Origin of the sequence: Ruegeria sp. Alg231-54 (genome assembly GCF_900143525.1) — a bacterium.
Taxonomy (GTDB): Bacteria; Pseudomonadota; Alphaproteobacteria; order Rhodobacterales; family Rhodobacteraceae; genus Ruegeria.
Genome location: NZ_FREZ01000005.1, coordinates 150,463 through 171,463, shown reverse-complemented (window position 1 = coordinate 171,463; position 21,001 = coordinate 150,463). Strand labels below are relative to the sequence as shown.

19 protein-coding genes are annotated in these 21,001 nt (G+C 58.1%); 4 read left to right on the top strand and 15 right to left on the bottom strand.

Going from position 1 to position 21,001, the window contains the following annotated elements; genetic code table 11:
* Nucleotides 1-48: 48 nt before the first annotated feature.
* The 10 genes from DHN12_RS11460 to yajC form a co-directional block, all read right to left on the bottom strand.
* Complete coding sequence (locus DHN12_RS11460; protein ID WP_108860316.1) at nt 49-585, bottom strand: DsbE family thiol:disulfide interchange protein; 537 nt, start codon at nt 583-585, stop codon at nt 49-51.
* Complete coding sequence (ccmD, locus tag DHN12_RS11455; RefSeq protein WP_199520000.1) at nt 578-736, bottom strand: heme exporter protein CcmD; 159 nt, start codon at nt 734-736, stop codon at nt 578-580. The genes DHN12_RS11460 and ccmD overlap by 8 nt, the downstream gene beginning before the upstream one ends.
* Nucleotides 733-1,506 carry a heme ABC transporter permease gene (locus DHN12_RS11450; protein ID WP_058274037.1) on the bottom strand — a complete coding sequence of 258 codons (774 nt, stop codon included), beginning with the start codon at nt 1,504-1,506 and terminating at the stop codon, nt 733-735. Before DHN12_RS11450 ends, ccmD begins: the two co-directional genes overlap by 4 nt.
* A gap of 61 nt (nt 1,507-1,567) precedes the next feature.
* Nucleotides 1,568-2,224, bottom strand: a complete 657-nt coding sequence (gene ccmB / locus DHN12_RS11445; protein WP_058274038.1) for a heme exporter protein CcmB — start codon at nt 2,222-2,224, stop codon at nt 1,568-1,570.
* Entirely contained in the window at nt 2,221-2,835 is a 615-nt protein-coding gene (gene ccmA, locus DHN12_RS11440) for a heme ABC exporter ATP-binding protein CcmA (protein ID WP_108860315.1), read from the bottom strand. Before ccmA ends, ccmB begins: the two co-directional genes overlap by 4 nt.
* 146 nt (nt 2,836-2,981) lie before the next feature.
* Complete coding sequence (locus tag DHN12_RS11435; RefSeq protein ID WP_108860434.1) at nt 2,982-3,335, bottom strand: Mth938-like domain-containing protein; 354 nt, start codon at nt 3,333-3,335, stop codon at nt 2,982-2,984.
* A complete protein-coding gene (locus tag DHN12_RS11430; protein ID WP_108860314.1) occupies nt 3,322-4,092 on the bottom strand; it encodes a sulfite exporter TauE/SafE family protein in 771 nt (256 codons plus the stop codon). The genes DHN12_RS11435 and DHN12_RS11430 overlap by 14 nt, the downstream gene beginning before the upstream one ends.
* Nucleotides 4,085-5,059 carry a protein translocase subunit SecF gene (gene secF, locus DHN12_RS11425; protein ID WP_108860313.1) on the bottom strand — a complete coding sequence of 325 codons (975 nt, stop codon included), beginning with the start codon at nt 5,057-5,059 and terminating at the stop codon, nt 4,085-4,087. The genes DHN12_RS11430 and secF overlap by 8 nt, the downstream gene beginning before the upstream one ends.
* 1 nt (nt 5,060) lies before the next feature.
* Nucleotides 5,061-6,722 (bottom strand): protein translocase subunit SecD, encoded by a 1,662-nt coding sequence (secD, locus tag DHN12_RS11420; protein WP_108860312.1) that lies wholly within the window; start codon nt 6,720-6,722, stop codon nt 5,061-5,063.
* A 33-nt stretch (nt 6,723-6,755) separates the two neighbouring features.
* Nucleotides 6,756-7,043: a preprotein translocase subunit YajC gene (gene yajC, locus DHN12_RS11415; protein WP_058274044.1), complete on the bottom strand. Its 288-nt coding sequence runs from the start codon at nt 7,041-7,043 to the stop codon at nt 6,756-6,758.
* A 201-nt stretch (nt 7,044-7,244) separates the two neighbouring features.
* Between yajC and DHN12_RS11410 the strand changes: the two genes are divergently transcribed.
* A complete protein-coding gene (locus tag DHN12_RS11410) occupies nt 7,245-8,909 on the top strand; it encodes a mechanosensitive ion channel family protein (protein WP_108860311.1) in 1,665 nt (554 codons plus the stop codon).
* Between the two features lie 72 nt (nt 8,910-8,981).
* On the top strand, nt 8,982-10,274 hold the full coding sequence (serS, locus tag DHN12_RS11405) for a serine--tRNA ligase (RefSeq protein WP_108860310.1): 1,293 nt from the start codon (nt 8,982-8,984) through the stop codon (nt 10,272-10,274).
* A 54-nt stretch (nt 10,275-10,328) separates the two neighbouring features.
* On the opposite strand, the gene DHN12_RS25125 is transcribed toward serS, so the two are convergent.
* From DHN12_RS25125 to DHN12_RS11380, 5 genes are all read right to left on the bottom strand, one after another.
* Entirely contained in the window at nt 10,329-10,937 is a 609-nt protein-coding gene (locus DHN12_RS25125) for a helix-hairpin-helix domain-containing protein (protein WP_108860309.1), read from the bottom strand.
* A 91-nt stretch (nt 10,938-11,028) separates the two neighbouring features.
* Nucleotides 11,029-12,015 carry a fatty acid desaturase gene (locus tag DHN12_RS11395; protein WP_108860308.1) on the bottom strand — a complete coding sequence of 329 codons (987 nt, stop codon included), beginning with the start codon at nt 12,013-12,015 and terminating at the stop codon, nt 11,029-11,031.
* 164 nt (nt 12,016-12,179) lie between these two features.
* Nucleotides 12,180-13,643, bottom strand: a complete 1,464-nt coding sequence (gene der, locus DHN12_RS11390; RefSeq protein ID WP_108860307.1) for a ribosome biogenesis GTPase Der — start codon at nt 13,641-13,643, stop codon at nt 12,180-12,182.
* A gap of 48 nt (nt 13,644-13,691) precedes the next feature.
* Nucleotides 13,692-15,014: a PQQ-like beta-propeller repeat protein gene (locus DHN12_RS11385; RefSeq protein WP_108860306.1), complete on the bottom strand. Its 1,323-nt coding sequence runs from the start codon at nt 15,012-15,014 to the stop codon at nt 13,692-13,694.
* Between the two features lie 42 nt (nt 15,015-15,056).
* A complete protein-coding gene (locus DHN12_RS11380) occupies nt 15,057-15,728 on the bottom strand; it encodes a hypothetical protein (RefSeq protein WP_108860305.1) in 672 nt (223 codons plus the stop codon).
* 225 nt (nt 15,729-15,953) lie between these two features.
* Here DHN12_RS11380 and DHN12_RS11375 point away from each other — a divergent pair, with 225 nt between their 5' ends.
* Nucleotides 15,954-17,186: an efflux RND transporter periplasmic adaptor subunit gene (locus tag DHN12_RS11375; protein ID WP_108860304.1), complete on the top strand. Its 1,233-nt coding sequence runs from the start codon at nt 15,954-15,956 to the stop codon at nt 17,184-17,186.
* The gene (locus tag DHN12_RS11370) at nt 17,183-20,980 is read left to right on the top strand and encodes an efflux RND transporter permease subunit (RefSeq protein WP_108860303.1); all 3,798 of its coding nucleotides are present in this window, start codon (nt 17,183-17,185) and stop codon (nt 20,978-20,980) included. The genes DHN12_RS11375 and DHN12_RS11370 overlap by 4 nt, the downstream gene beginning before the upstream one ends.
* The last annotated feature ends 21 nt before the right edge of the window (nt 20,981-21,001 follow it).

Genomic DNA, 21,001 nt, shown 5'->3' with positions numbered 1-21,001 from the left:
GAAATAGAGCGCGTGCAGCAGGCACGCTCCGCATGGCAACGGATCAGATCACTGGCCAGCTTTTTCCAATGCCGGGCGTATCCTGCTTTCGATGACGCGCTGCGTAATCGGACCGGCAAAGCGCAGGATGATCGTGCCCTCCCCGTCGATCACATAAGTTTCCGGAACACCGTAAAGACCCCAGTCCAGCGCCATGCGCCCTTGTTCATCCCGACCGATGGCCTCATATGGGTCACCCAGTTCGGTCAGAAAACCTTCGGCATTGGCCAACTGATCCTTGTAGTTGATGCCATAGACCGGGATGCCCTCTTCGGACAGCGCCTCAAGGTTGGGATGCTCGGCCCGGCAAGGGGCACACCAGCTGGCCCAATAGTTGACCAGCTTGACCTCACCATCACGCAGGGTGTCATCGTCGAACAACGTTTTACCCGGAAACTCGGTCAGAACGACAGGTGGCGCGGGCTGCCCTTCGCGTGCAGATGGCAAGGCATCGGGGTCATCCCGGAACATGCCAATGCCGGCCAAAACGGCAAAAGCGCCGAAGATCAACGGCGGCGCAACCATCAGGGGTGAGATTTTAGCCATTGCGTGACATCCTGTGTTCGAGCTTTTCCATTTCCGCCCGGACTTTGCGCCCACGCATGACGCTAAGAGCGACCAGTGCAATCAGCAACCCCAGCGAGGCCGCATAGGACCACAGGACCGCGTCGGCATATTTTCCAAGATCAGGGATCATCCGTTTAGCCTTTCTCGCGCCAGCAGCGCCTTAATCCGTCGCGCCCGGATTTCCGTTCCTGTGCGATACAGAACCAACGCAATGAACAGCAGCACAAATCCGATGATACATACCAGCAGCGGATAGAAATAAATGTTGCTGACTTTTTCTTCGGTATCCGCGCCGGTGACGGCTGCGGCTCGCATCACGGATGCCCCCTGATGCAGGCCTTGGTTCCAGAAGTTCACCGCATAGCGGCTGAGCAAGGCAAAAACCGACCCCACCAGACACAGGACCGAGGTCAGATCAGCGGCTGTATCGGAATCCTCGATCGCTTCCCACAGGGCTACGTAGCCAAGGTAAAACAGAAACAGGATCAGGAACGCGGTTAGGCGCGGATCCCAGGCCCACCACGTGCCCCACATCGGTTGCCCCCAGATCGCGCCGGTTGCCAACGCGATCAGGGTCATCACGATACCGATGGGAGCTGCCGCTCGCGCAGCGAGTGCACTGACATGGTGGCGGCGCACCAGCCAGACCAAAGATGTGGCCAGCATCATCAGCCAGCAATTGATCGCCATCAGCGCCGCAGGCACATGCAGGTAGATGATCTTGACGGTCGAGCCCTGTTTGTAGTCATCCGGCGTGAAGAAAAAGCCCCAGATCAGCCCGACGACCAGACACACAAAAGAAGTCATCCAGAAGAACGGCAGGACCCGCTCGCTGGTCGCGAGGAATTTGCGCGGGTTGGCGTATTCCCAGAGGGTATTGGCTTTGGCTGCGATAGACATGGGCTCTACTTAGTCCGACTCGTGTTTGTTCTCAATTGACATCAGTCAAACTGCGACCGTGTCACCGAAGGTTGATCCGCAGCACGGCCGCACTGGCAAAAGGCAACAGAGCAATCGTGGCCGCCGTGATCCCTGCCAGCATCAACAGCGGTGTCTGCGTTTCCATCCCCGTGGCGCCGCGGCGTGCGACTTCGGCCCCGAAGATCAGCGTGGGAACATACAGCGGCAGGACAAGCAATGACAACAATAGCCCCCCGCGTTTCAGGCCGACAGTCAGAGCTGCGCCAAAGGTCCCGATCACACTCATGGCCGGGGTGCCGACCAAAAGTGAGATCACCAGCCAGAAAAAGCCTGGCACCGGCAAGTTCAGTAGCACACCCAGAAACGGCGCGGCTAGAACCAGTGGCAAACCCGTTGTTATCCAGTGGGCCAGCGCCTTGATCGACACAACCGCCTCAAGCGGCAAGGGCGCGGTGGCCAACAGGTCAAGCGACCCGTCTTCCCAATCCAGCGCAAGCAGACGATCAAGCGATAACAGGCAGGCCAAAAGCGCGCCCAGCCAAAGCACACCCGGCGCAATGGTCGACAGCAGCGAAGATTGCGGGCCGACTGAGAACGGCACAAGAACGGTCACAATCAGAAAGAATGCAAGGCCAAGGCCAAAACCCCCACCCGCTCGGAAGGCCAGTTTCAGGTCGCGCAACAGCAGGGCGATCACAGGAAGCCTCCGTCAAAGTCGTCGATGGATTTTGGTTTGGCTTTGTTGGGACCCACATCCAGAACCGCGCCGTCAAGACCAAGGTCGATATGGGTCGCGATCAGGGCGGAACCGCCCTGCCTGAGATGGGCACGAACGGTATCGGCAAACATCTGGACGGCGCTTTTGTCCAGTGACACGGTCGGTTCGTCCAGCATCCAGATAGGTCGTCCAGTGACCAGCATCCTGGCCAGTCCAAGGCGGCGTTTCTGGCCGGCGGACAGATTTCCCGCATGGCGGTCCGACAGTTCGTTCAAAGCAAAGGCATCCAATGCGGGTTGGATGTCATCTGTCCCAAAGACCGAGGCCCAGAAGGTCAGGTTTTCCACAACCGTCAACGTTGGCTTCAACCCGTCGGAATGCGAGGCATAGGCAATTTGATCCTCGGCCCCGTCAATGGTTCCGCTCAACGCCGGCTGCAACCCCGCAAGTGTACGCAGCAAAGTTGTTTTGCCGATCCCGTTTGGCCCACGCAGGATCAGTGCTTGCCCAGGTTGAAGCGAGAAGTTGAGCCCCTCGAGCACGGGGATACCCCCGCGGGTGATGGCAAGATCGGTTACGGTCAGTGTCATACGGTCCCGCTTATCTTATTGCGCATAGGGGCAAAAGGCGGGATTTGCCGCAGGGCAATACCCGACCCGCTTTCGGATAAGCATGGGAATGAGGGGCCAGCACTCGCGCTCCCCGGGATATTTTTGGCCTGATGAAGCGGATTTCGTCAGGTGGGAAGCAAAGCCAACGCGATGCGGCGGCCTTCGGAGAGCAGTACATTGTAGGTACGGCAGGCTGCGGGTGAGTTCATGATCTCAACGCCCATGCCGGCTTGCTCAAGCGCCGCTCGAAGGTCAGAGGGGATATGGGCCAGATCAGCGCCCGTTCCGATCAACAGGACATCCACATGCCCAGCCAGTGCAAGCAAAGAGGATTGATCGTCGTATCCGCCCCAACCGGTGGTGCCCGATGGACCGGTCAGAACCGCCCCTTCGTAGACCTGGCCACCAATACGGAAAAAGCCGGGCCCGTAGCCATCGACCGGTGTTGCGTTGTTATATGTGATCTCATTCAACCGCATGGATATCTTCTATGCCCCAAAGCGGCAGGCCCGACAAGGCGGCCAGCGCGATGACAACGTAGGCGGCGGTGCGGTAGAGTTTTTCCTTTTCCGGGTTGAACAGCCAACCGCCCAGCCAATTGCCCAAAAGGTTCGGAACCGACAAAGCCAGCCCCAGAACAACACTGTCGAAAGTCACGCGACCCATGGCAGACAAAAAGCCGAAAATAAGAAAGTCGAAGCCGAAAAGGAACAGCAGGATCGTGGCCCGAATGACTTCTACCGGCAGCGGACGTGACATGTAGAACAAGATCACCGCCGGTCCAGGCAACCCAGCGACGCCACCGAGAAAGCCCGCAGCGCCACCGATTGCGGTCACCATCGCGCGCCGCACGCGGCCTTGATAGCGTAATCCGAGGATCAGGATTGCGAGCATGAATAAGGCCAGAAAGCTGACCGCGTATCGAAAAACCTCAGGTTCGACCTGCGTAAGGACCCACAGGCCAACGGGCAGGACCAGGGCGCAGCCCAGCAGTAACCGTGCCAGGTCGCCGCGGTCCACGACGCGCCACGCCCGTCGCAGGTTGGGGAGTGGCCCGAAGATATCCATGATCGTCAGTCCGATCAGCGCCCCAAACGGGCCGAGGAACGGTGTGGCCAGAGGCAGAAAAATCAGCGCGGTGCCAAAGCCGGAAAACCCGCGTACGATGCCGCCTAGCGTCGCGGCAAAAAAGATAATGGCCAGCCCCATGGGGGACTGGCCGAGAAGGTCAGGCATCCACATTTGCGAACTGGTTGCCCGCGTTGTTGGAAGGCTTCGACCAGTCGCGCTTGACGCCCAGCCACAGCAGGATCGTCGAGGCGACAAAGACCGAGGAATACGTCCCCACGATCACGCCCCAAATCATCGCGAAAACAAAGCCGCGGATCACGTCCCCACCCAGCACATAAAGCGAAATCAGAGCCAACAGGGTGGTAACGGAGGTCATCACCGTCCGACTGAGCGTTTCGTTGATCGAAATGTTCAGAACCTCTTTCAGGTCCTTTTTCTTGTATTTCCGCAGGTTCTCACGGACGCGGTCAAAGACGACCACGGTGTCGTTCAGCGAATACCCCACGATGGTCAGCAATGCCGCGATGATGGCCAGATCGAACCGGATTTGCAGTTCCGAGAATATGCCGATGGTGAGGATTACGTCGTGGACCAATGCGGCCACCGCGCCCAAGGCGAACTGCCATTCGAAACGCAGCCAGATATATACCAGCACCGCCCCGATCGCCAACACCACGGCGATAACCGCAGTTTGGATCAGCTCACCCGAGACTTTAGGACCGACGGATTCAACGCTTTCAAACGGCAATTTGAGGCCCGGATCAGCAGCAGCAAGCACCTCGCCGACCTGAGTGATCACGTCCGATGTAACCGCCTCGGTGTCTTCTTGCGCCTGGATGCGGATCATCGCAACATTCTCATCCGGCCCAAAGTTTGGATCGAAGATCTCTGTGATTGTCACATCCCCCAATTCCAACGGGGCAAGGGCGTCACGATAGACACCGACATCAATCTCTTGGGTGCTTTGCGTCCGGATCGTTGTGCCACCGCGGAAGTCGATGCCGAAGTTCAGCCCCTGAAGCATGAAGGACGTAAACGCCACGATCATCATCAAAGCCGAGATACCCAGCCAGATTTTCCATCGGCTGAAGAAATCGAACGAGGTATTCTGGGGTACGAGTTTCAGTCTCATGTCAAACCTCGATCGTTTTCGGGCGGCGGCGTTCAAACCAGATCACGATCATCAGGCGCGTCACGAAGATCGCGGTGAAGACCGAGGTCAGAATGCCCAGACCCAGCGTGATGGCAAAACCGCGTACCGGACCGCTGCCCATGGCAAACAGGATAACAGCGGTGATGAATGTGGTCACGTTTGCGTCCAGAATGGCCGACAACGCCTTTTCATAACCCAGCTCGATTGCGCGCGCCGGGCCTCTGGCGGATTTCAGTTCTTCGCGTATACGCTCAAAGATCAGCACGTTGGCATCCACCGCCATACCAACCGTCAGCACGATACCGGCAATACCGGGCAGTGTCAGGGTGGCTCCGATCAGGGACAACAGACCAAACAGCAAGCCGACGTTGATGATCAGGGCGATGTTGGCAAAGAGACCAAACAAACCATAGCTGAGCGCCATAAAGGCCAGCACCGCGACAAAGGCCACAATAGTTGCGACCTTACCGGCGTCGATGCTGTCCTGCCCCAGTTCGGGGCCGATGGTACGCTCTTCGAGGAATTCCAGCCCGGCTGGCAACGCGCCTGCGCGCAACAGAACGGCCAAGTTGGTGCTTTCCTCAACGGTGAAGTTACCGGTGATGATGCCCGAACCGCCAGGAATGTGGCTTTGAATGACAGGGGCCGAGATGACCTCATCATCAAGAATGATGGCGAACGGCTGGCCGATATTTTCCAGCGTATAGTCGCCGAACTTGCGTGCCCCCGAAGTGTTGAACCGAAAGCTGACCGCAGGGCGACCGTTCTGGTCGAAGGCTGGCTGCGCGTCCACCAGCTCTTCGCCGGTGACGACTGGGGCCGACTCGACTGTGTAAAACAAACCGGTTTCGTCGATGGAGGGGAGGACCTGTTCGCCAATCCCCGGGACCGCGTCCGGGTTGGTGCCCCGCCCCACAACGGGATTGAATGTCAGCTGAGCGGTGGTGCCGATGATCTCTTTCAGTTCACCAGCACTGCCGATACCCGGCACCTGTATCAGGATACGATCCGCACCCTGGCGTTGGATCGTGGGCTCACGCGTTCCGACCTCGTCAATACGGCGGCGCACAATCTCAAGCGACTGGCGCACAGTGCGGTCGTCTGTGGCAAGTTTTTCAGCCTCGGACAGTTGAACGACGATTGTGTCGCCATCAGCCCGCGCCTCGATATCGGTTGCACCTACACCGGTCAGGGTCTGCACCTGACGGGCCAGGCCGCGCACAACTTCAAGCGCGCGGGACATGCCCTCGGGCTGGCTGATGCGCACCCGAATCTCGTCCGGAGCCGACTCTTGTTTGCGGATCGTGCCTACGGTGGCGCGCTCATCCCGCAGCGCATCGCGAATTTCGGGCCACATGGCCTCCATCCGGGATTCGTACACATCGCCGACCTGAACTTCGGCCAACAGATGCGCACCACCGCGCAGATCGAGGCCCAGATTGACCAGCGATGACGGCAACCAGTTCGGCCATTGCGCCGCCTCGGCCTGCATTTCGGGAGTGTCGATACCAAGCTCAATTGCGGCCTTGGCATCATTGGATTGCTCGACGCGCGTATAAAACGCATTCGGCAGGGCAAGGATCAGACCGATCACGCAGACCAGCCAGATCAGAACCCGCTTCCAGGTATCAATTTGCAGCATTACCCTGCCTTTTCAAGGAATTGTGGCGCGAAGTTACTTCGCGGGCTCAGTCTTGTTCAGAACCTGCGCAATGGTCGACTTGACCACACGAACCTTCACACCCTCGGCGATTTCAACTTCGATCTCGTTGTCGCCTTCCTTGACCTTGGACACCTTGCCGATCATTCCACCCTGGGTGACGACCTGATCGCCGCGACGCACGGCTTCGACCATGGCCTGATGTTGCTTCATCTTTTTTTGCTGCGGACGGATCAGCAGAAAATACATGATCGCGAAGATCAGGATCAGCGGGAGAAACTGGGCGATTGCGCCACCTTCCATGGGATATTCCTTTGTTTTGGTGCTGCGGAGATACTCCGCAAATTTGGCGGGAACCTATGCTCTGAATTGCGCCTTTGCAAGCGAAGGCAACGCTGTACACCGCTATGACCTGGCCACAGTGCACAAAGAACAAGCTAGGCGTTGCAGATATGTCCTAGGCACCTCGCTGAAACCGGGTATAGTTCGGGTTAAGGGGGACATATGGCAAGGCAATTCAAGCCCTTCCTTTTGCTGGTTTATTTTCTGACAGCCCTGGCGTCCAGCCTGTGGTTTTCCGATGTCGTACTAGCACAGGAAACACCGGCAGAGTCCCCTGCTTCTGACGGGGCGGATTCGGACAGTTTCGTGGCTCCGGTCATCGTGGACGGGGACGTATTGTTTCAGGTCCGGGGATCCAGTGCCCTGCCCGCACCAGAGCGGGCGGAAGATGTTCAGGACATGATCATCGAAATCGCCGAAGCCTCGGACGCGCTAACGGTTGAGGTGACATACGAAGAGACCGAGTTCGGCATTTGGACTCTGGCCGATGGCGAGAGAGTCTCTATCGTCACCGAAGCTGATGCCGAGTTGGATCAGATGGAGCTGAGCGTTCTAAGCGTTTTGCACGGGAACGCGATCAAACAATCCATCGAAGACTATCGCGCCAACCGCACCGAACGGGCGCGCGTTTCCGGTGCAATTGAGGCGGTGGCGTGGACCGTAGGGTTTGTTGCGTTTGTGGTGGCAATCCTGTGGGTGCATCGTCGGATTCGACGGAAGACATTGAAATTTGTCTCGCGTCACCTCAGGGACGTGGAAACGGCCACAGCTAAAAGCGTTCAGGCCGAAGCGATCGCTGCGCTGGTACGATATGGGCTGAACTTCGTTCTGCTTATCATCTTCTTTCTCGGTTTTTATTACTACCTCTCGTTTGTTCTGCTGGCTTTCGCCGAAACCCGCTATTTTGCGCAGCTGTTGCTGACCTATCTGACAGAGCCAGTATTGCTGATCTTCAAAGGCGTTATCAGCTACATCCCCAATTTGATCATGTTGGGCCTGATTTCTTGGGTGGCGCTGTACATAATCAAGGGGATGCGGGTGTTCTTTGACGCGGTCGAAGCGGGTTCCTTCGACATGGGCGATTTCGAAAAACACTGGGTCAGCCCAACCTTCAACATTGCCCGTGTTGTGGTGATCATGATCGCCCTGGTCTTTGCCGTTCCCTACATCCCCGGGTCCGACTCGGCCGCGTTCCAGGGGTTGACGATCCTGGTGGGCGCCATGCTGTCGCTGGGTGCAAATTCTGTCGTCTCAAATATGCTGGCTGGTCTGTTCGTGATCTATCGTCGCTCGACCTCGATCGGGGACCGCATTCAGATCGGCGACCATATCGGCGATGTAGTTCAGATCAAACTGATGGAGACGCATCTGAAATCCATTAAGAACGAACTGATCTCGATCCCTAATGCGCAACTGATGAATTCGGATGTGGTGAACTTCTCGAAGAAAACAGACGGCAGCGGACTGCTGCTGCACACCACGGTTGGCATCGGCTACGAAGAGCCGCCCGAGAAGGTCGAGGCGATGCTGATTGAGGCCGCCAACCGAACCAAAGGCATCAAGGCCAAGCCTGAACCCTTTGTTTTGTGGACCGCATTGGCGGATTACGCGATCAACTATCAGATCAACGGCTATACGACCCGTGGCAGCATCATTCCAAAAATCCGGTCAGACCTGCATCGCAATATCGTGGCTGTATTCAATGAAAACAGTGTGCAGATCATGACGCCCTCTTACATGGCTGATCCACCTAATCCCAAGATCCCAACGGAACATTGGGATGGCCATCTGGCGCATGAAACACACGAGGATGCCGATAAGTCGTAACCGGCGCTACACCCCGCCTTTCAGATGGTGCATAAGCGGTTTCAGTGATTCACGCATTTAAGGATCTGAACCATGCACGACATCCGCGCCATTCGCGAAAACCCCGCCGCCTTCGACGCCGCACTTGCGCGCCGTGGGGACGCGCCGGTGTCGTCAGATTTGCTAAGGCTGGACGAAAGCCGCCGGGCCAAGATTCAGGCCGCAGAAACGGCACAAGCCGAACAGAACAAGGCCAGCAAAGAAGTCGGTGCCGCCAAGGGGCGCGGCGACGAGGCGGAATTTCAACGCCTGCGCGCACTGGTCGCCGAAAAAAAGGCCGAAATCGCCCGGATGCAGACCGAGGCCAAGGATCTGGACGCGCTGCTGACTGATCAGTTGATCCGCATCCCGAACCTGCCAGCCGAGGACGCACCAGAAGGTGCGGACGAAAACGACAATGTCGAAGTCAACCGCTGGGGCACTCCGCGTGAGTTGGATTTTGCACCGAAAGAGCATTTTGAAATCGAGGCCGTTCAGAACGGCATGGATTTTGAAACGGCGGCAAAGCTGTCCGGCTCGCGCTTTGTCCTGTTGTCCGGCGGCGTCGCCCGCGTTCACCGCGCACTGGCGCAGTTCATGCTGGACACACACATCAACGAAAACGAACTGACCGAAGTGAATGCTCCGGTTCTGGTTTTGTCCGAGATGATGCAGGGAACAGGCCAATTGCCGAAGTTTGGCGAAGACAGCTATCAGACCCGCGAAGGCTGGTGGCTGATCCCGACGTCCGAGGTATCGCTGACCAATATCGTCAACGACACGATGATTGAAGAAAACTATCTGCCGCGCCGCTACACCGCGCATTCCTTGTGCTTCCGGTCTGAGGCCGGATCGGCTGGCAGGGACACGCGCGGCATGTTGCGCCAGCACCAGTTCGAAAAGGTCGAAATGGTCTCGGTCACCCATCCCGACAAGTCGGATGATGAGCAAAAACGCATGCTGCGCTGTGCCGAAGGTATTCTGGAAAAGCTGGGCATCCCCTATCGCACAGTGATCTTGTGCACAGGCGATATGGGCTTTGGCGCGCGCCGAACCTATGACATCGAAGCATGGCTGCCGGGTCAGGATACGTACCGAGAGATCAGCTCAGTCTCGACTTGTGGTGATTTTCAGGCGCGCCGGATGAACGCGCGATTCCGTCCCGAGGCTGGGGGCAAACCGGAATACGTTCACACGCTGAACGGATCCGGTCTGGCTGTTGGGCGCTGCCTGATCGCCGTGCTGGAAAACGGCCAGAATGCAAACGGCACCGTCACCCTGCCGGAGGTTCTGGCCCCCTATCTGGGTGGCAAACTGACGCTGCAGCTGGACGGCACGCTGGCATAAGAAAACCGGCGACTAACAGGGCGCCGGTTCAAGAAGCTGCAAGGCGGAGAAGGCTTACTTCTTCGCCTTTTTCTTATCCTTCTTCTTGTCTTTTTTCTTATCTTTCTTCTTGTCCGTCTTGTCGGCCTTTTTCTTTTTATCTTTCTTCTTATCCTTCTTCGTCTTGGCCTTCACCTTGTCCTTGGCTTTCGAGAAGACAGCTTCCATCTCCTGAAGCTTTTTAGCGGCCTTTTCAGCCTTGGCTTTGGCCTTGGCCTTCTTTTTTGCCTTCGCTTCTGCCAGTTCGGCTGCGACCTTTTCCTCAGCCGCTTTGCGCGCAGCCTCTTCCGCCCGCTTCTCGGCAGCGGCGGCGGCGATCGTTTTGCGGGGCGCTGTTCGGCGCGCTGCAGGCTTTTTGGCAGGCGCGCGGCGCGTACTTGTTTTCGCTGCAGAGCGTTTGGCGGCTGGTTTCGCCGCGGCGGGTTTTGCGGCTGGCGGCTTCTCTGCAACCGCCTCTTTCGCGGCGGCAATCAGGACGGCTGCGCGGGCTTTGCCGATACGAGGAACTTTGACCAGTGCAGCGGGGCTTGCCTTGGCAACGGCTTCAGCGGTTTTGAAACCGTTGGCTGTAAGTGACTTTCCTAGCCCCTCTCCAACGCCATTTATTGCGGTCACTGCGGTCATTCTTTGTCCTTTCCGATTTTCCCTGCGTTATCTTATGTATACCAGATACACGTTCTCACAAGCCAGTGCCCAGGGATGCAGGTCATTTGTGTCAGCTACTGTGTGCGAGGTTACCGGATTGATCCTTTCCGGGAAACGGAACAAGCCGCTTGGCGTCTTCGTCCCACAGTTTCAGATTTAAAGCGGCAACAGCCTCGGGGAATTTGATCCGGCGGGGCGTGAATTCGGGCGGTAGGTTGTAGTGGCATGCACGCAGCCGATAAGACGGAATGCGCGCATTGAAATGATGGATGTCGTGCAGCGTGATGCACGCAACCGCATTGTCGAACCACCACCCGAAATCCAACGCCGATGATCCCTGCAGCGCCGCTAGTTGCGGGTCCAGATCCGGACGACGGTCCCAGTATGTGTCTTCGAAATTGTGCTGCAGATAGACCAAAAACACACCCAGCATTCCGCCCAAAAGCGAAAACACCAACCAGACCAGAATACCCGTGGTGCCAGCTATCAGGTAAAGAAGGCCAAGAAAGACGATGATCGACAAGTTGTGGAGCAATACACCCTTCACGCCAAACCGAATCGTGTTCTTGGGCCACCGATAGCGGATGAAATACGTGAACAGCGCCCCGGCCGGAACCAGGATGAAGGGATTTCGGTAGAGCCTGTAAAACAGGCGCGCTTTCCAATCCGCCTTGTTCCATTCCCGCACGGTCATCGTATGGATTTCGCCCGTCTCGCGGTGCTCGAGATTGCCGATACCGGCATGGTGCAGGTTGTGATTCTGTTTCATCACCTCGAAGGGCGCAAAGGTGAACGGCGAAAGCCCGTGCCCCGCCCACTCGTTTTGGCGACGTGTCTCAAACAGCGAGTGATGCCCGCAATCGTGCTGAAGCACGTACAGGCGCACCGCCGAAAAGGCAAAGACGACCCCGGCCGGGATCATGACATACCAGCGATCCACATAGGCAATCGCCAGCGCCAGCGATGTGAAATACATCGCGAAGGTTCCAAAATAGCTCAGCGCGGCCAATCTGTTGTCCTGAACCGCGTATTGCCGAGTGTATTCCCTCAGATCCATCCAGCCGCTCCCCACGTTGGTTAGGTCCAGTGGTTATCAAAAACTGGTGCGGAAGCTCCGCGTGAAATTACGCGCATACAAAAACAGATGCACGCCAGTGAATGCTAGCGCGGGGAAATGGGGCTGTCACGCCCCTCAGCCGAAAATGCTGAAAATTGGCGCAGTTACGCGCGACCCTTGAGATGTTTGGCCAAGGCGCCCGCGTTTTTCTTGCGGCGACCCTTGTACGGGTTCTTGTCCCCCTGCCCGCGCAAAGTCAGGCGGATCGGAGTACCGGGCATGTCAAAAGATTCGCGCAGACCGTTGACCAGATACCGGGTGTAACTGGCTGGCATCTTGTCAGGGTGCGAACACATGACAACAAAGCCCGGCGGTCGGGTTTTCGCTTGGGTCATGTAACGCAGCTTGATCCGGCGACCTTGCGGGGCTGGCGGCGGGTGCTGTTCCAACATGGCCGTCAGCCAGCGGTTCAGCGCGGCCGTCGGCACACGGCGGTTCCAGATGTCATGGGCCCGCAGAATCGCGGCGCGCAGGCGCTCTAGCCCCCGGCCCGTCTTTGCCGAGACCGTCACCAGCGGTGCGCCACGCAATTGCGGCAGCAAACGCTCGAACGACTCTTTCAGATCCCGCAGCTTTTCCTGTTTGTCTTCTTCGATGTCCCATTTGTTGATGGCGACAACAACGGCGCGACCCTCGCGCTCGGCCAGATCGGCAATACGCAGGTCCTGCTGTTCGAAGGGGATGGCGGCGTCCAGCAGAACCACCACTACTTCAGCAAATTTCACAGCACGCAGACCATCCGAGACTGAAAGCTTTTCAAGCTTTTCCTGCACCTTGGCTTTTTTACGCATACCGGCCGTATCAAAGATACGCATTGGCGTGCTGTCCCCGTCCGGGTCGGCCCAGTCGATCCGCAGACTGATGGCATCGCGTGTAATACCAGCCTCTGGCCCGGTCAGCAGGCGGTCTTCCCCAATGATCTTGTTGATCAATGTGGATTTACCGGCGTTCGGGCGGCCGACAACTGCCACCTGCAAAGGCTTTTCAGCGCTGATCAGGGGCGTCTCGCCCTCGCCGTCTTCATCCAGTTCAATATCGGTTTCCGGCGCATCCTCGACCGCCTGTTCTTCGGCGGCATCGGCCAACGGCATAAGCTGGGAATAAAGATCAGTCATCCCCTCGCCATGCTCGCCCGACAGGCGCACCGGCTCACCCAGACCAAGGTTATAGGCTTCAAGCACACCCGCATCCGCTGCGTTTCCTTCGGCCTTGTTGGCCGCAAGGATCACATGTTTGGAACGTTTGCGCAGAATCTCGGCAAACAATTCGTCGGTCGGCGTGACCCCGACGCGCGCGTCAATCATGAACAGGCAGACATCTGCCATGTCCACTGCACGCTCGGTCAGGCGGCGCATGCGGCCCTCAAGGCTGTCGTCGGTCGCGTCCTCAAGCCCCGCAGTGTCGATCACGGTAAAGCGCAGATCCCCCAAACGCCCTTGGCCTTCGCGCAAATCGCGCGTCACGCCGGGCTGGTCGTCGACCAAAGCCAGACGTTTGCCCACAAGGCGATTGAACAGGGTGGATTTGCCCACATTCGGGCGCCCCACGATGGCGAGGGTCAGCGACATGATACTCAACTTTCAAGACTCAGACGCGCCCTTTAGCGCATCTTGTGGTCAACGGAAAGCGTGCAAATCACCTTTGGTCGACACGACGTACAGTGTTTGACCCGCCACAACCGGTGCCGTGGTCGCGCCACCTGGCACTTCGACACGGTTCACGAGTGCTCCGTCAACAGGGCTGAAGAACCGAACATAGCCGTCATTCGAGGCGATAACGATGCGCCCACCCGCTATGATCGGACCATAATGCGCGTAGACTGGGCCCCGGCGTCCCGGCTTATCCTTGACAAAACCCGGCAGGTCCTGCGCCCAGACAATCGCTCCGGTCGCAGCGTCCAATCGGACCAGTTGGCTGCGGTCGCTGATTAGGAAAATACTGTTGCCAGCGGCCCAGACCGTATCGACGGCCCCCTCGTCTGCGGTCCATATCCGTTCGCCGGAATTGGCGTCAAACGCGACTGTGCGCCCGGAATGGTTGCCGATATAGATCTTATCGCCCGCAACCATTGGTCCACCGGTTACATCGACGATCTGCGCCGCCGCACGTCCGCGGCGTCCCCCGGCCACTGATGCGTTCCAGCGGCGAATACCCCCTCGACGGAACGTCGCTGCGACATCACCCGAGCCAAAGGCAAACACGGAAAAATCTGATGCAATCACTGGCGCCGGCGCACCCAGAACGTTTCCAACGCTTGGGGTGCCCTGAATTTGCCAGGCGATGCGGCCGTCCTTGGTGTTGACCGCCCAGCCAGTTTCGTCACCTGCCACCAGATACAGAAGCCCGTTACTGACCAAAGGCGCGCCGCTACCGGTCGCATTCAACCTTTTTTGCCAACGAACTGCACCGGTTTTGGCATCCAGCGCTGTCAGGCGGCCATAACCGGAAGACACATAAAGCACACCGTTGTCATAGGCCATGCCACCACCCGTGGCATCCGAGTCGCCATCACTTGGCGGAATAAGATCGGTGTTCCAAACAACCTGCCCTTGCGGCGACACTGCAGACACCGTTGCGCCGGCATCAAGCGTATAGATCAACCCGCCCGCAACAACGGGATCAGCCGTGATCCGCTGCTTGCGCGAGTCACCCTGACCGATTGATGCGGACCAGATGCGCTGCGGCGTTGCGCGCAACTGTGCATTGGTCGTCCGAAACGCGGCCGTACCCGGGCTTTGCGGCCAGCTTGCGTTGGCTCTTTGCGCCGGAAGGCTGATCGGTTTTGAGCCGCGGGTTTCCACGGTTTCGGTATCGGCAGCGGGCCGGATATCTTCTCGCGGTCCCGGCAAGATAACCTCGGGTTCCCGGCAGGCGGCGACCAGGGTCAATGAAAGGGCTGCCATCGGCAATCCAATACGGGAGAATAGACTTGCTACCATGATGTTCCGAACTCGCCTGTAAGTTTTCCTGCCGCCACCGGATCAGCCCTGCCGGGCGATCAACGGCTCTGGTTCGCCACCCAGCGCTACAATCAACTGAGCCGCACGCTGTTGCTGATCCACGCCAACTTCTGCGTCCTGACGCAAGGCCTGAAGCCGCGTGATGGCCGCGTCAACATTGCCCTCGGACACATCGATCAGGGCCAACTGTTCTTCGGCCAGCAACCGCAGCGGAGCACCCGGCGCAGCCAACGCTTCGAATTGAAGACGGCGATCGGCTGCGGGCAGAGTTTCGCTCTGCAACAGCAGCGCCTTGAAAGCCGCGATCGCGCGATAGATTTCCGGCAGATCCCCTTGGGACGCAATGGCATTCAGGCTGGCAACCGCATCCTGCTCTGATCCGGCCTCAACCTGAGAGGCCGACAACAGCATGTTAAGAACCGCATCCCCACCCGGCGACTGCGTTTCGACAGCGGCTAGGCTGGCTGCACGGTCTTCCGACTGATTCTGTGCCAGCGCCGCCAGGATTGAATCACCCAAATCCTGCGCCTGACTGGTTGCGCGCGACTTGCGGACTTCATTGAACGCAGCACCGCCCACGATCAGGACAACCACAAGCACACCGACCCAACCCCATCTGCGCAATAGCAAGAACAGACGGTCCCGGCGCACCTCTTCGGTCACCTCATCAATAAAACTGTCGACGTCGCTCATCCTTGCCCTCCGGGGCTGCATCCTTGGTGTATGGCGCCATGTCATACCCCGGCGCAATCGCCAAGCCAAGAGCCCGATTTTTTACAATCCCGCCGGTGGCCTGCCCTCTTGTAGAAAAAAACAAACCGAACTATTCAGTTTAGTGTGGAAACGATACATAGTCGTCCCCACTTTCTAGCATGACCGCAAAAAATATGTGGCGCAGAATTCTGGGAGTAGTCCTGCATGCGATTGATTTCATTAGTAAACGCCGCTTTGGTTATTGTTGTTTTGTTTTTTTTGGTTTTCGAACGGGACAGCCTGTTCTCTTTCGCCGGGCGCGCGGAAGCCGAGGCCAGCCCTGAGGTTGCCAGCGAATCTGGCGAAGTCGCGGACGTGGATCAGGCGACGATTGGCGTCGTTGCCGTTAGGTCAACTGCACGTGAAATTGACAGCGCTGTGTTGTTGCGGGGCCAGACCAAGGCCAATCGTCAGGTCGAAGTACTGGCCGAAACCACATCGACCGTCATCTCAGAGCCCAAGCGCAAAGGCACGTTCGTCGAAGCCGGCGATCTTCTGTGCGAGCTTGACCCAGGCACCCGCCCCGCCAGTTTGGCCGAAGCGAAGGCCGCCAAGTTAGAAGCCCAAAGCCGCATTCCAGAAGCCGAAGCCCGCCTGGAAGAAGCGCATGCACGCGTCGCTGAGGCCGAGATCAACCTGACGGCTGCGAATAAACTGTCTGACTCCGGGTTTGGATCTGAGACACGCAGAATCTCAAGCGAGGCGGCGATGAGAACCGCTGAGGCTGGTATCAAGACCGCCGAAGCCGGTCTTGAGGCCACCCGCGCCGGAATCGAAGCCGCAACCGCCGAGGTCAAAGCCGCGGAACGCGAAATCGACCGCCAGACCATCAAAGCGCCCTTCAAAGGGTTGTTGGAAAGCGATACCGCCGAATTAGGCAGCTTGATGCAGCCCGGCGCGCTGTGCGCGACCGTTATCCAACTGGATCCGATCAAGCTGGTGGGTTTTGTGCCGGAAACCGAGGTGAACCGCATCATTGTCGGAACCGAAGCCACGGCGCAGTTGGTCACTGGCCTCCAGGTTTCTGGTCGTGTGACATTCCTGAGCCGCTCGGCCGATGAAACAACCCGTACGTTTGAGGTCGAAATCACTGTTCCGAACCCGGAACTGGCCATTCGGGACGGCCAAACCGCCGACATCCGCATTTCGGCCGCCGGGGCCAAAGCGCATTTCCTGCCGCAATCGGCACTGACGCTGAGCAATAACGGTCAACTCGGTGTCCGCACCATTGGCCAGAGCAACGTCGTCGATTTCCAACCTGTCGTTCTTCTGCGTGATACCGCCGAAGGCGTTTGGGTCGGTGGCCTGCCGGAAACTGTGGACATCATCGTCATCGGGCAAGAGTTCGTGACCCGCGGCGTCACAGTTGAACCCACATATCGGGAAACTTCGAAATGACCGGAATCGTCAGTTGGGCCGCCGGCCGGGCCAGAATGGTTCTGGCCTTCATCGCCATCTCATTGGTGATTGGCGGCTTTGCCTATGTCAGCCTGCCGAAGGAAGGCGAGCCCGACATTGAAATCCCTGCCCTGTTTGTCTCGGTTCAGTTTCCGGGCATCTCGGCCGAGGATTCGGAAAATCTGTTGGTCAAACCAATGGAGACCGAACTTGCTGACCTTGATGGGCTGAAAGAGATGACCTCGACCGCCGCCGAAGGGTATGCGGGCGTGGCGCTGGAGTTCGATTTCGGCTGGGACAAAACCGCGATCATGGCTGATGTGCGCGACGCGATGAACAGCGCGCAGGCCGATTTCCCCGACGGAGCCGAGCAATACTCGCTGACCGAGATCAATTTCTCAGAGTTCCCCATCGTTATCGTCAACCTGACAGGTGCAGTCCCCGAACGCACTATGGCCCGGGTCGCCAAGGCTTTGCAGGACGACCTTGAGGCGATGGATTCGGTGCTCGAAGCCGGTATCGCGGGCAACCGCGACGAATTGCTTGAGGTCATCATCGATCCCCTTCGGCTTGAGGCGTACAACGTCACCGCCGCCGAGCTCATCGATGTGGTGCGTAACAACAATCAGTTGATTGCTGCCGGTGAGGTTGAAACCGCACAGGGCACATTCTCGGTCAAGATCCCCTCTTCCTTCAAAACCGCGCAGGATGTTTATGGCCTGCCGGTCAAAGTGAACGGCGACAGGGTCGTCACCCTGGGGGAATTGGCGCAGATCAACTATACTTTTGAAGACCGCGAAGGCACCGCCCGTTTCAACGGCGAACAAACCGTCGCGCTGCAGGTGGTCAAGCGCAAGGGCTACAACCTGATCGACACAGTCGAGGGTGTGAAACAAACCATTGCCGCTGCGCAGGCCAAATGGCCACCCGAAATGCAGGCCGCAATCCAGCTGGGCACCTCGAACGACCAAAGCCGCATCGTCGGCTCGATGGTCAGCCAGTTGGAAGGCTCGGTTCTGACGGCCATCGCACTGGTGATGATCGTTGTTCTGGCCTCTTTGGGCACACGCGCCGCATTGCTGGTGGGTTTTGCGATCCCGACCTCATTCCTGCTGTGTTTTGCGTTCCTGGCAGTCATGGGCATCAGCATCTCGAACATCGTGATGTTCGGCCTGATCCTTGCAGTGGGTATGCTCGTCGACGGGGCCATTGTTGTTGTGGAATACGCTGACCGGCGCATTAAAGAGGGCGTCGGCCCGATGCACGCCTATGTCGAGGCCGCACAGCGTATGTTCTGGCCTATCGTGTCATCCACGGCCACAACATTGTGCGCCTTCCTACCCATGCTGTTTTGGCCAGGTGTCCCAGGTGAATTCATGGGCATGCTGCCTGTCACGCTGATCTTCGTTCTGTCCGCTTCGTTGATCGTTGCACTGATCTATCTGCCTGTCATGGGTGGTGTTTCAGGCCGCCTGAGCCGCGTCTTTGAACGCACATCCGACTGGCTGTGCGCACGCACCCGGTGGTGGGTTCGTGCGGTTATGGTGCCGCCATCGCTGTACCTGATCTTCCTTGGTGCGATGCAGCTGCTGAATCCGACCTATTTGTTGCCCGAAGGCGCATTCGGAGCAGTTCTGCTTGGTGCCTTCTTGTTCATTTTCGGAGCATTTGCCGGTTCTGTTACACTGAGTGCCGCGAAAATCGAACGCGCGCCCGATCAGCATGTGCATACGGCGCGCGAACACACGCCCTTTGGCTATGTCATCAAGTTCCTAGTCGGCAACCCGATCATGCCGATTGTTTCGATTGTCGTCATTGGCTTCGCCGTGATGTCAGTCATGACCGCATTTGGGAACAATAATCGGGGTGTGGAGTTCTTCGTCGAAAGCGAACCCGAGCAAGCCACGGCCTATGTTCGTGCACGCGGCAACATATCGCTGGTCGAAAAGGACCAAATGGTACTGGCGGCCGAAGAAATTATCAGTGCACACCCCGCAGTCGTGAACGTGTTTTCCTTTGCCGGGGAAGGCGGGCTGAACCAGAACAATGGAGGTGCTCAAGCACCGGCAGACACTGTCGGTCGCGTCCAGTTCGAAATCATCCCGTGGGAAGACCGGCCGAACGTGTCCGAACCGATCTTCGGCGGGTTGATCGACCGTGAAACGGTTGCCCCGGAATATGACGGTGACTTCGTGCTGGATCAGTTAAACGCCGAACTAGCGAAGATTCCGGGCTTCATCGTGGAAATCCTGCCGCTGGAACAGGGTCCGGCCTCGGCCAAGCCCGTTCATCTGCGCATCAAGGCGGATGGCTGGGAAGAACTGAACTCAGCCACTGCTGCGGCCCGAAAGATGTTCGATGAAACACCCGGCCTGATCAAGATCGAAGACACCCTGCCCTTGCCCGGCATCGACTGGCAAATCGACGTCGACGTTGCCAAAGCGGGTCGTTTTGGCGCAGATGTGGCAACCGTGGGCGCGATGGTGCAGCTGGTCACGCGCGGGCTGCTGCTGGGCGAAATGCGCCCCGACAGCGTGGACGAGGAAATCGAAATCCGCGTTCGCCTGCCCGATGAAGACCGGGTTTTGTCGACATTGGATACGCTCAAGGTGCGTACGCCGGATGGGCTAGTGCCTTTGTCGAACTTTGTCACCCGCAAGCCTGTGGCCAAACTGGCCGAGATCAACCGGATCAACCAGCAGCGCTATTACGATGTGAAAGCGGATGTTGAGCCGGGTCTGAGCAAAGTTGTGATAGATAACGCGGACGGCACGGAACAGCGGCTGGCAGTTGTGCGCGGCGTCGTGGAAGGTACAGAACCCACAGGCGCGATCTTCGCTGGACCGACCGGCAGCAATTTCGAGCTTGTCATGTTGACGGGTGCGGAAGATGTCGATGCGGTGCGCGCCGACCTGGAATCTGGAAACGCCCGGATTAGCCTGATCAATCCCAACGAACGCATTGCAGTGCTGACCGAGTGGCTTGAAACCAATCCCTTCGGCAGCACCGTCAGTTGGGAATGGACCGGCGATCAGGAAGATCAGGCAGAAAGCCAGGCTTTCCTGTCCAGCGCTTTCTTGGCTGCTTTAGGCCTGATGTTTGTGATCCTGCTGGCGCAGTTCAACTCGTTCTACAATTCGGTGCTGGTTCTGCTGGCTGTTGTGCTTTCGACCACCGGCGTTTTGATCGGGATGATGGTCATGCAGCAGCCGTTCTCGATCATCATGACCGGGACAGGGATTGTGGCCTTGGCGGGGATCGTGGTGAACAACAACATTGTTCTCATCGACACCTATCAGGAATACAGCCGTTATATGCCCCGGATCGAGGCGATCATCCGTACGGCTGAGGCGCGTATCCGGCCGGTTCTGCTGACCACCTTGACCACGATGGCCGGTCTGACGCCGATGATGTTCGGATTGTCGCTGGACTTCATCAACGGCGGCTATTCCATCGACAGCCCAACTGCCCTGTGGTGGAAACAGCTGGCGACGGCGGTTGTGTTCGGGCTGGGTATTGCAACGGTTCTGACCCTGATCGTGACGCCATCGTTCCTGGCCCTGCGGGTGTGGGTCACCATATATGCGGTACGGCTGGCCAAGGCGATAGCGCGGGCCACCGCAGGCCGTTCCAGCCAAATCGCCCAGGATATGGCGGTTGGTCACGCTGCCCGTCAGGTACAGGCTACCGAGGTTGTCTGGGGGGATGAAACGCCGACCGCGCCCACACCGGATGCTGGCAAGGACGAGCGTCCTGATCACCCGCCAACGTCACCCCTAAAGGCGGCCGAGTAATACAAATGGCGAACCGCAAGG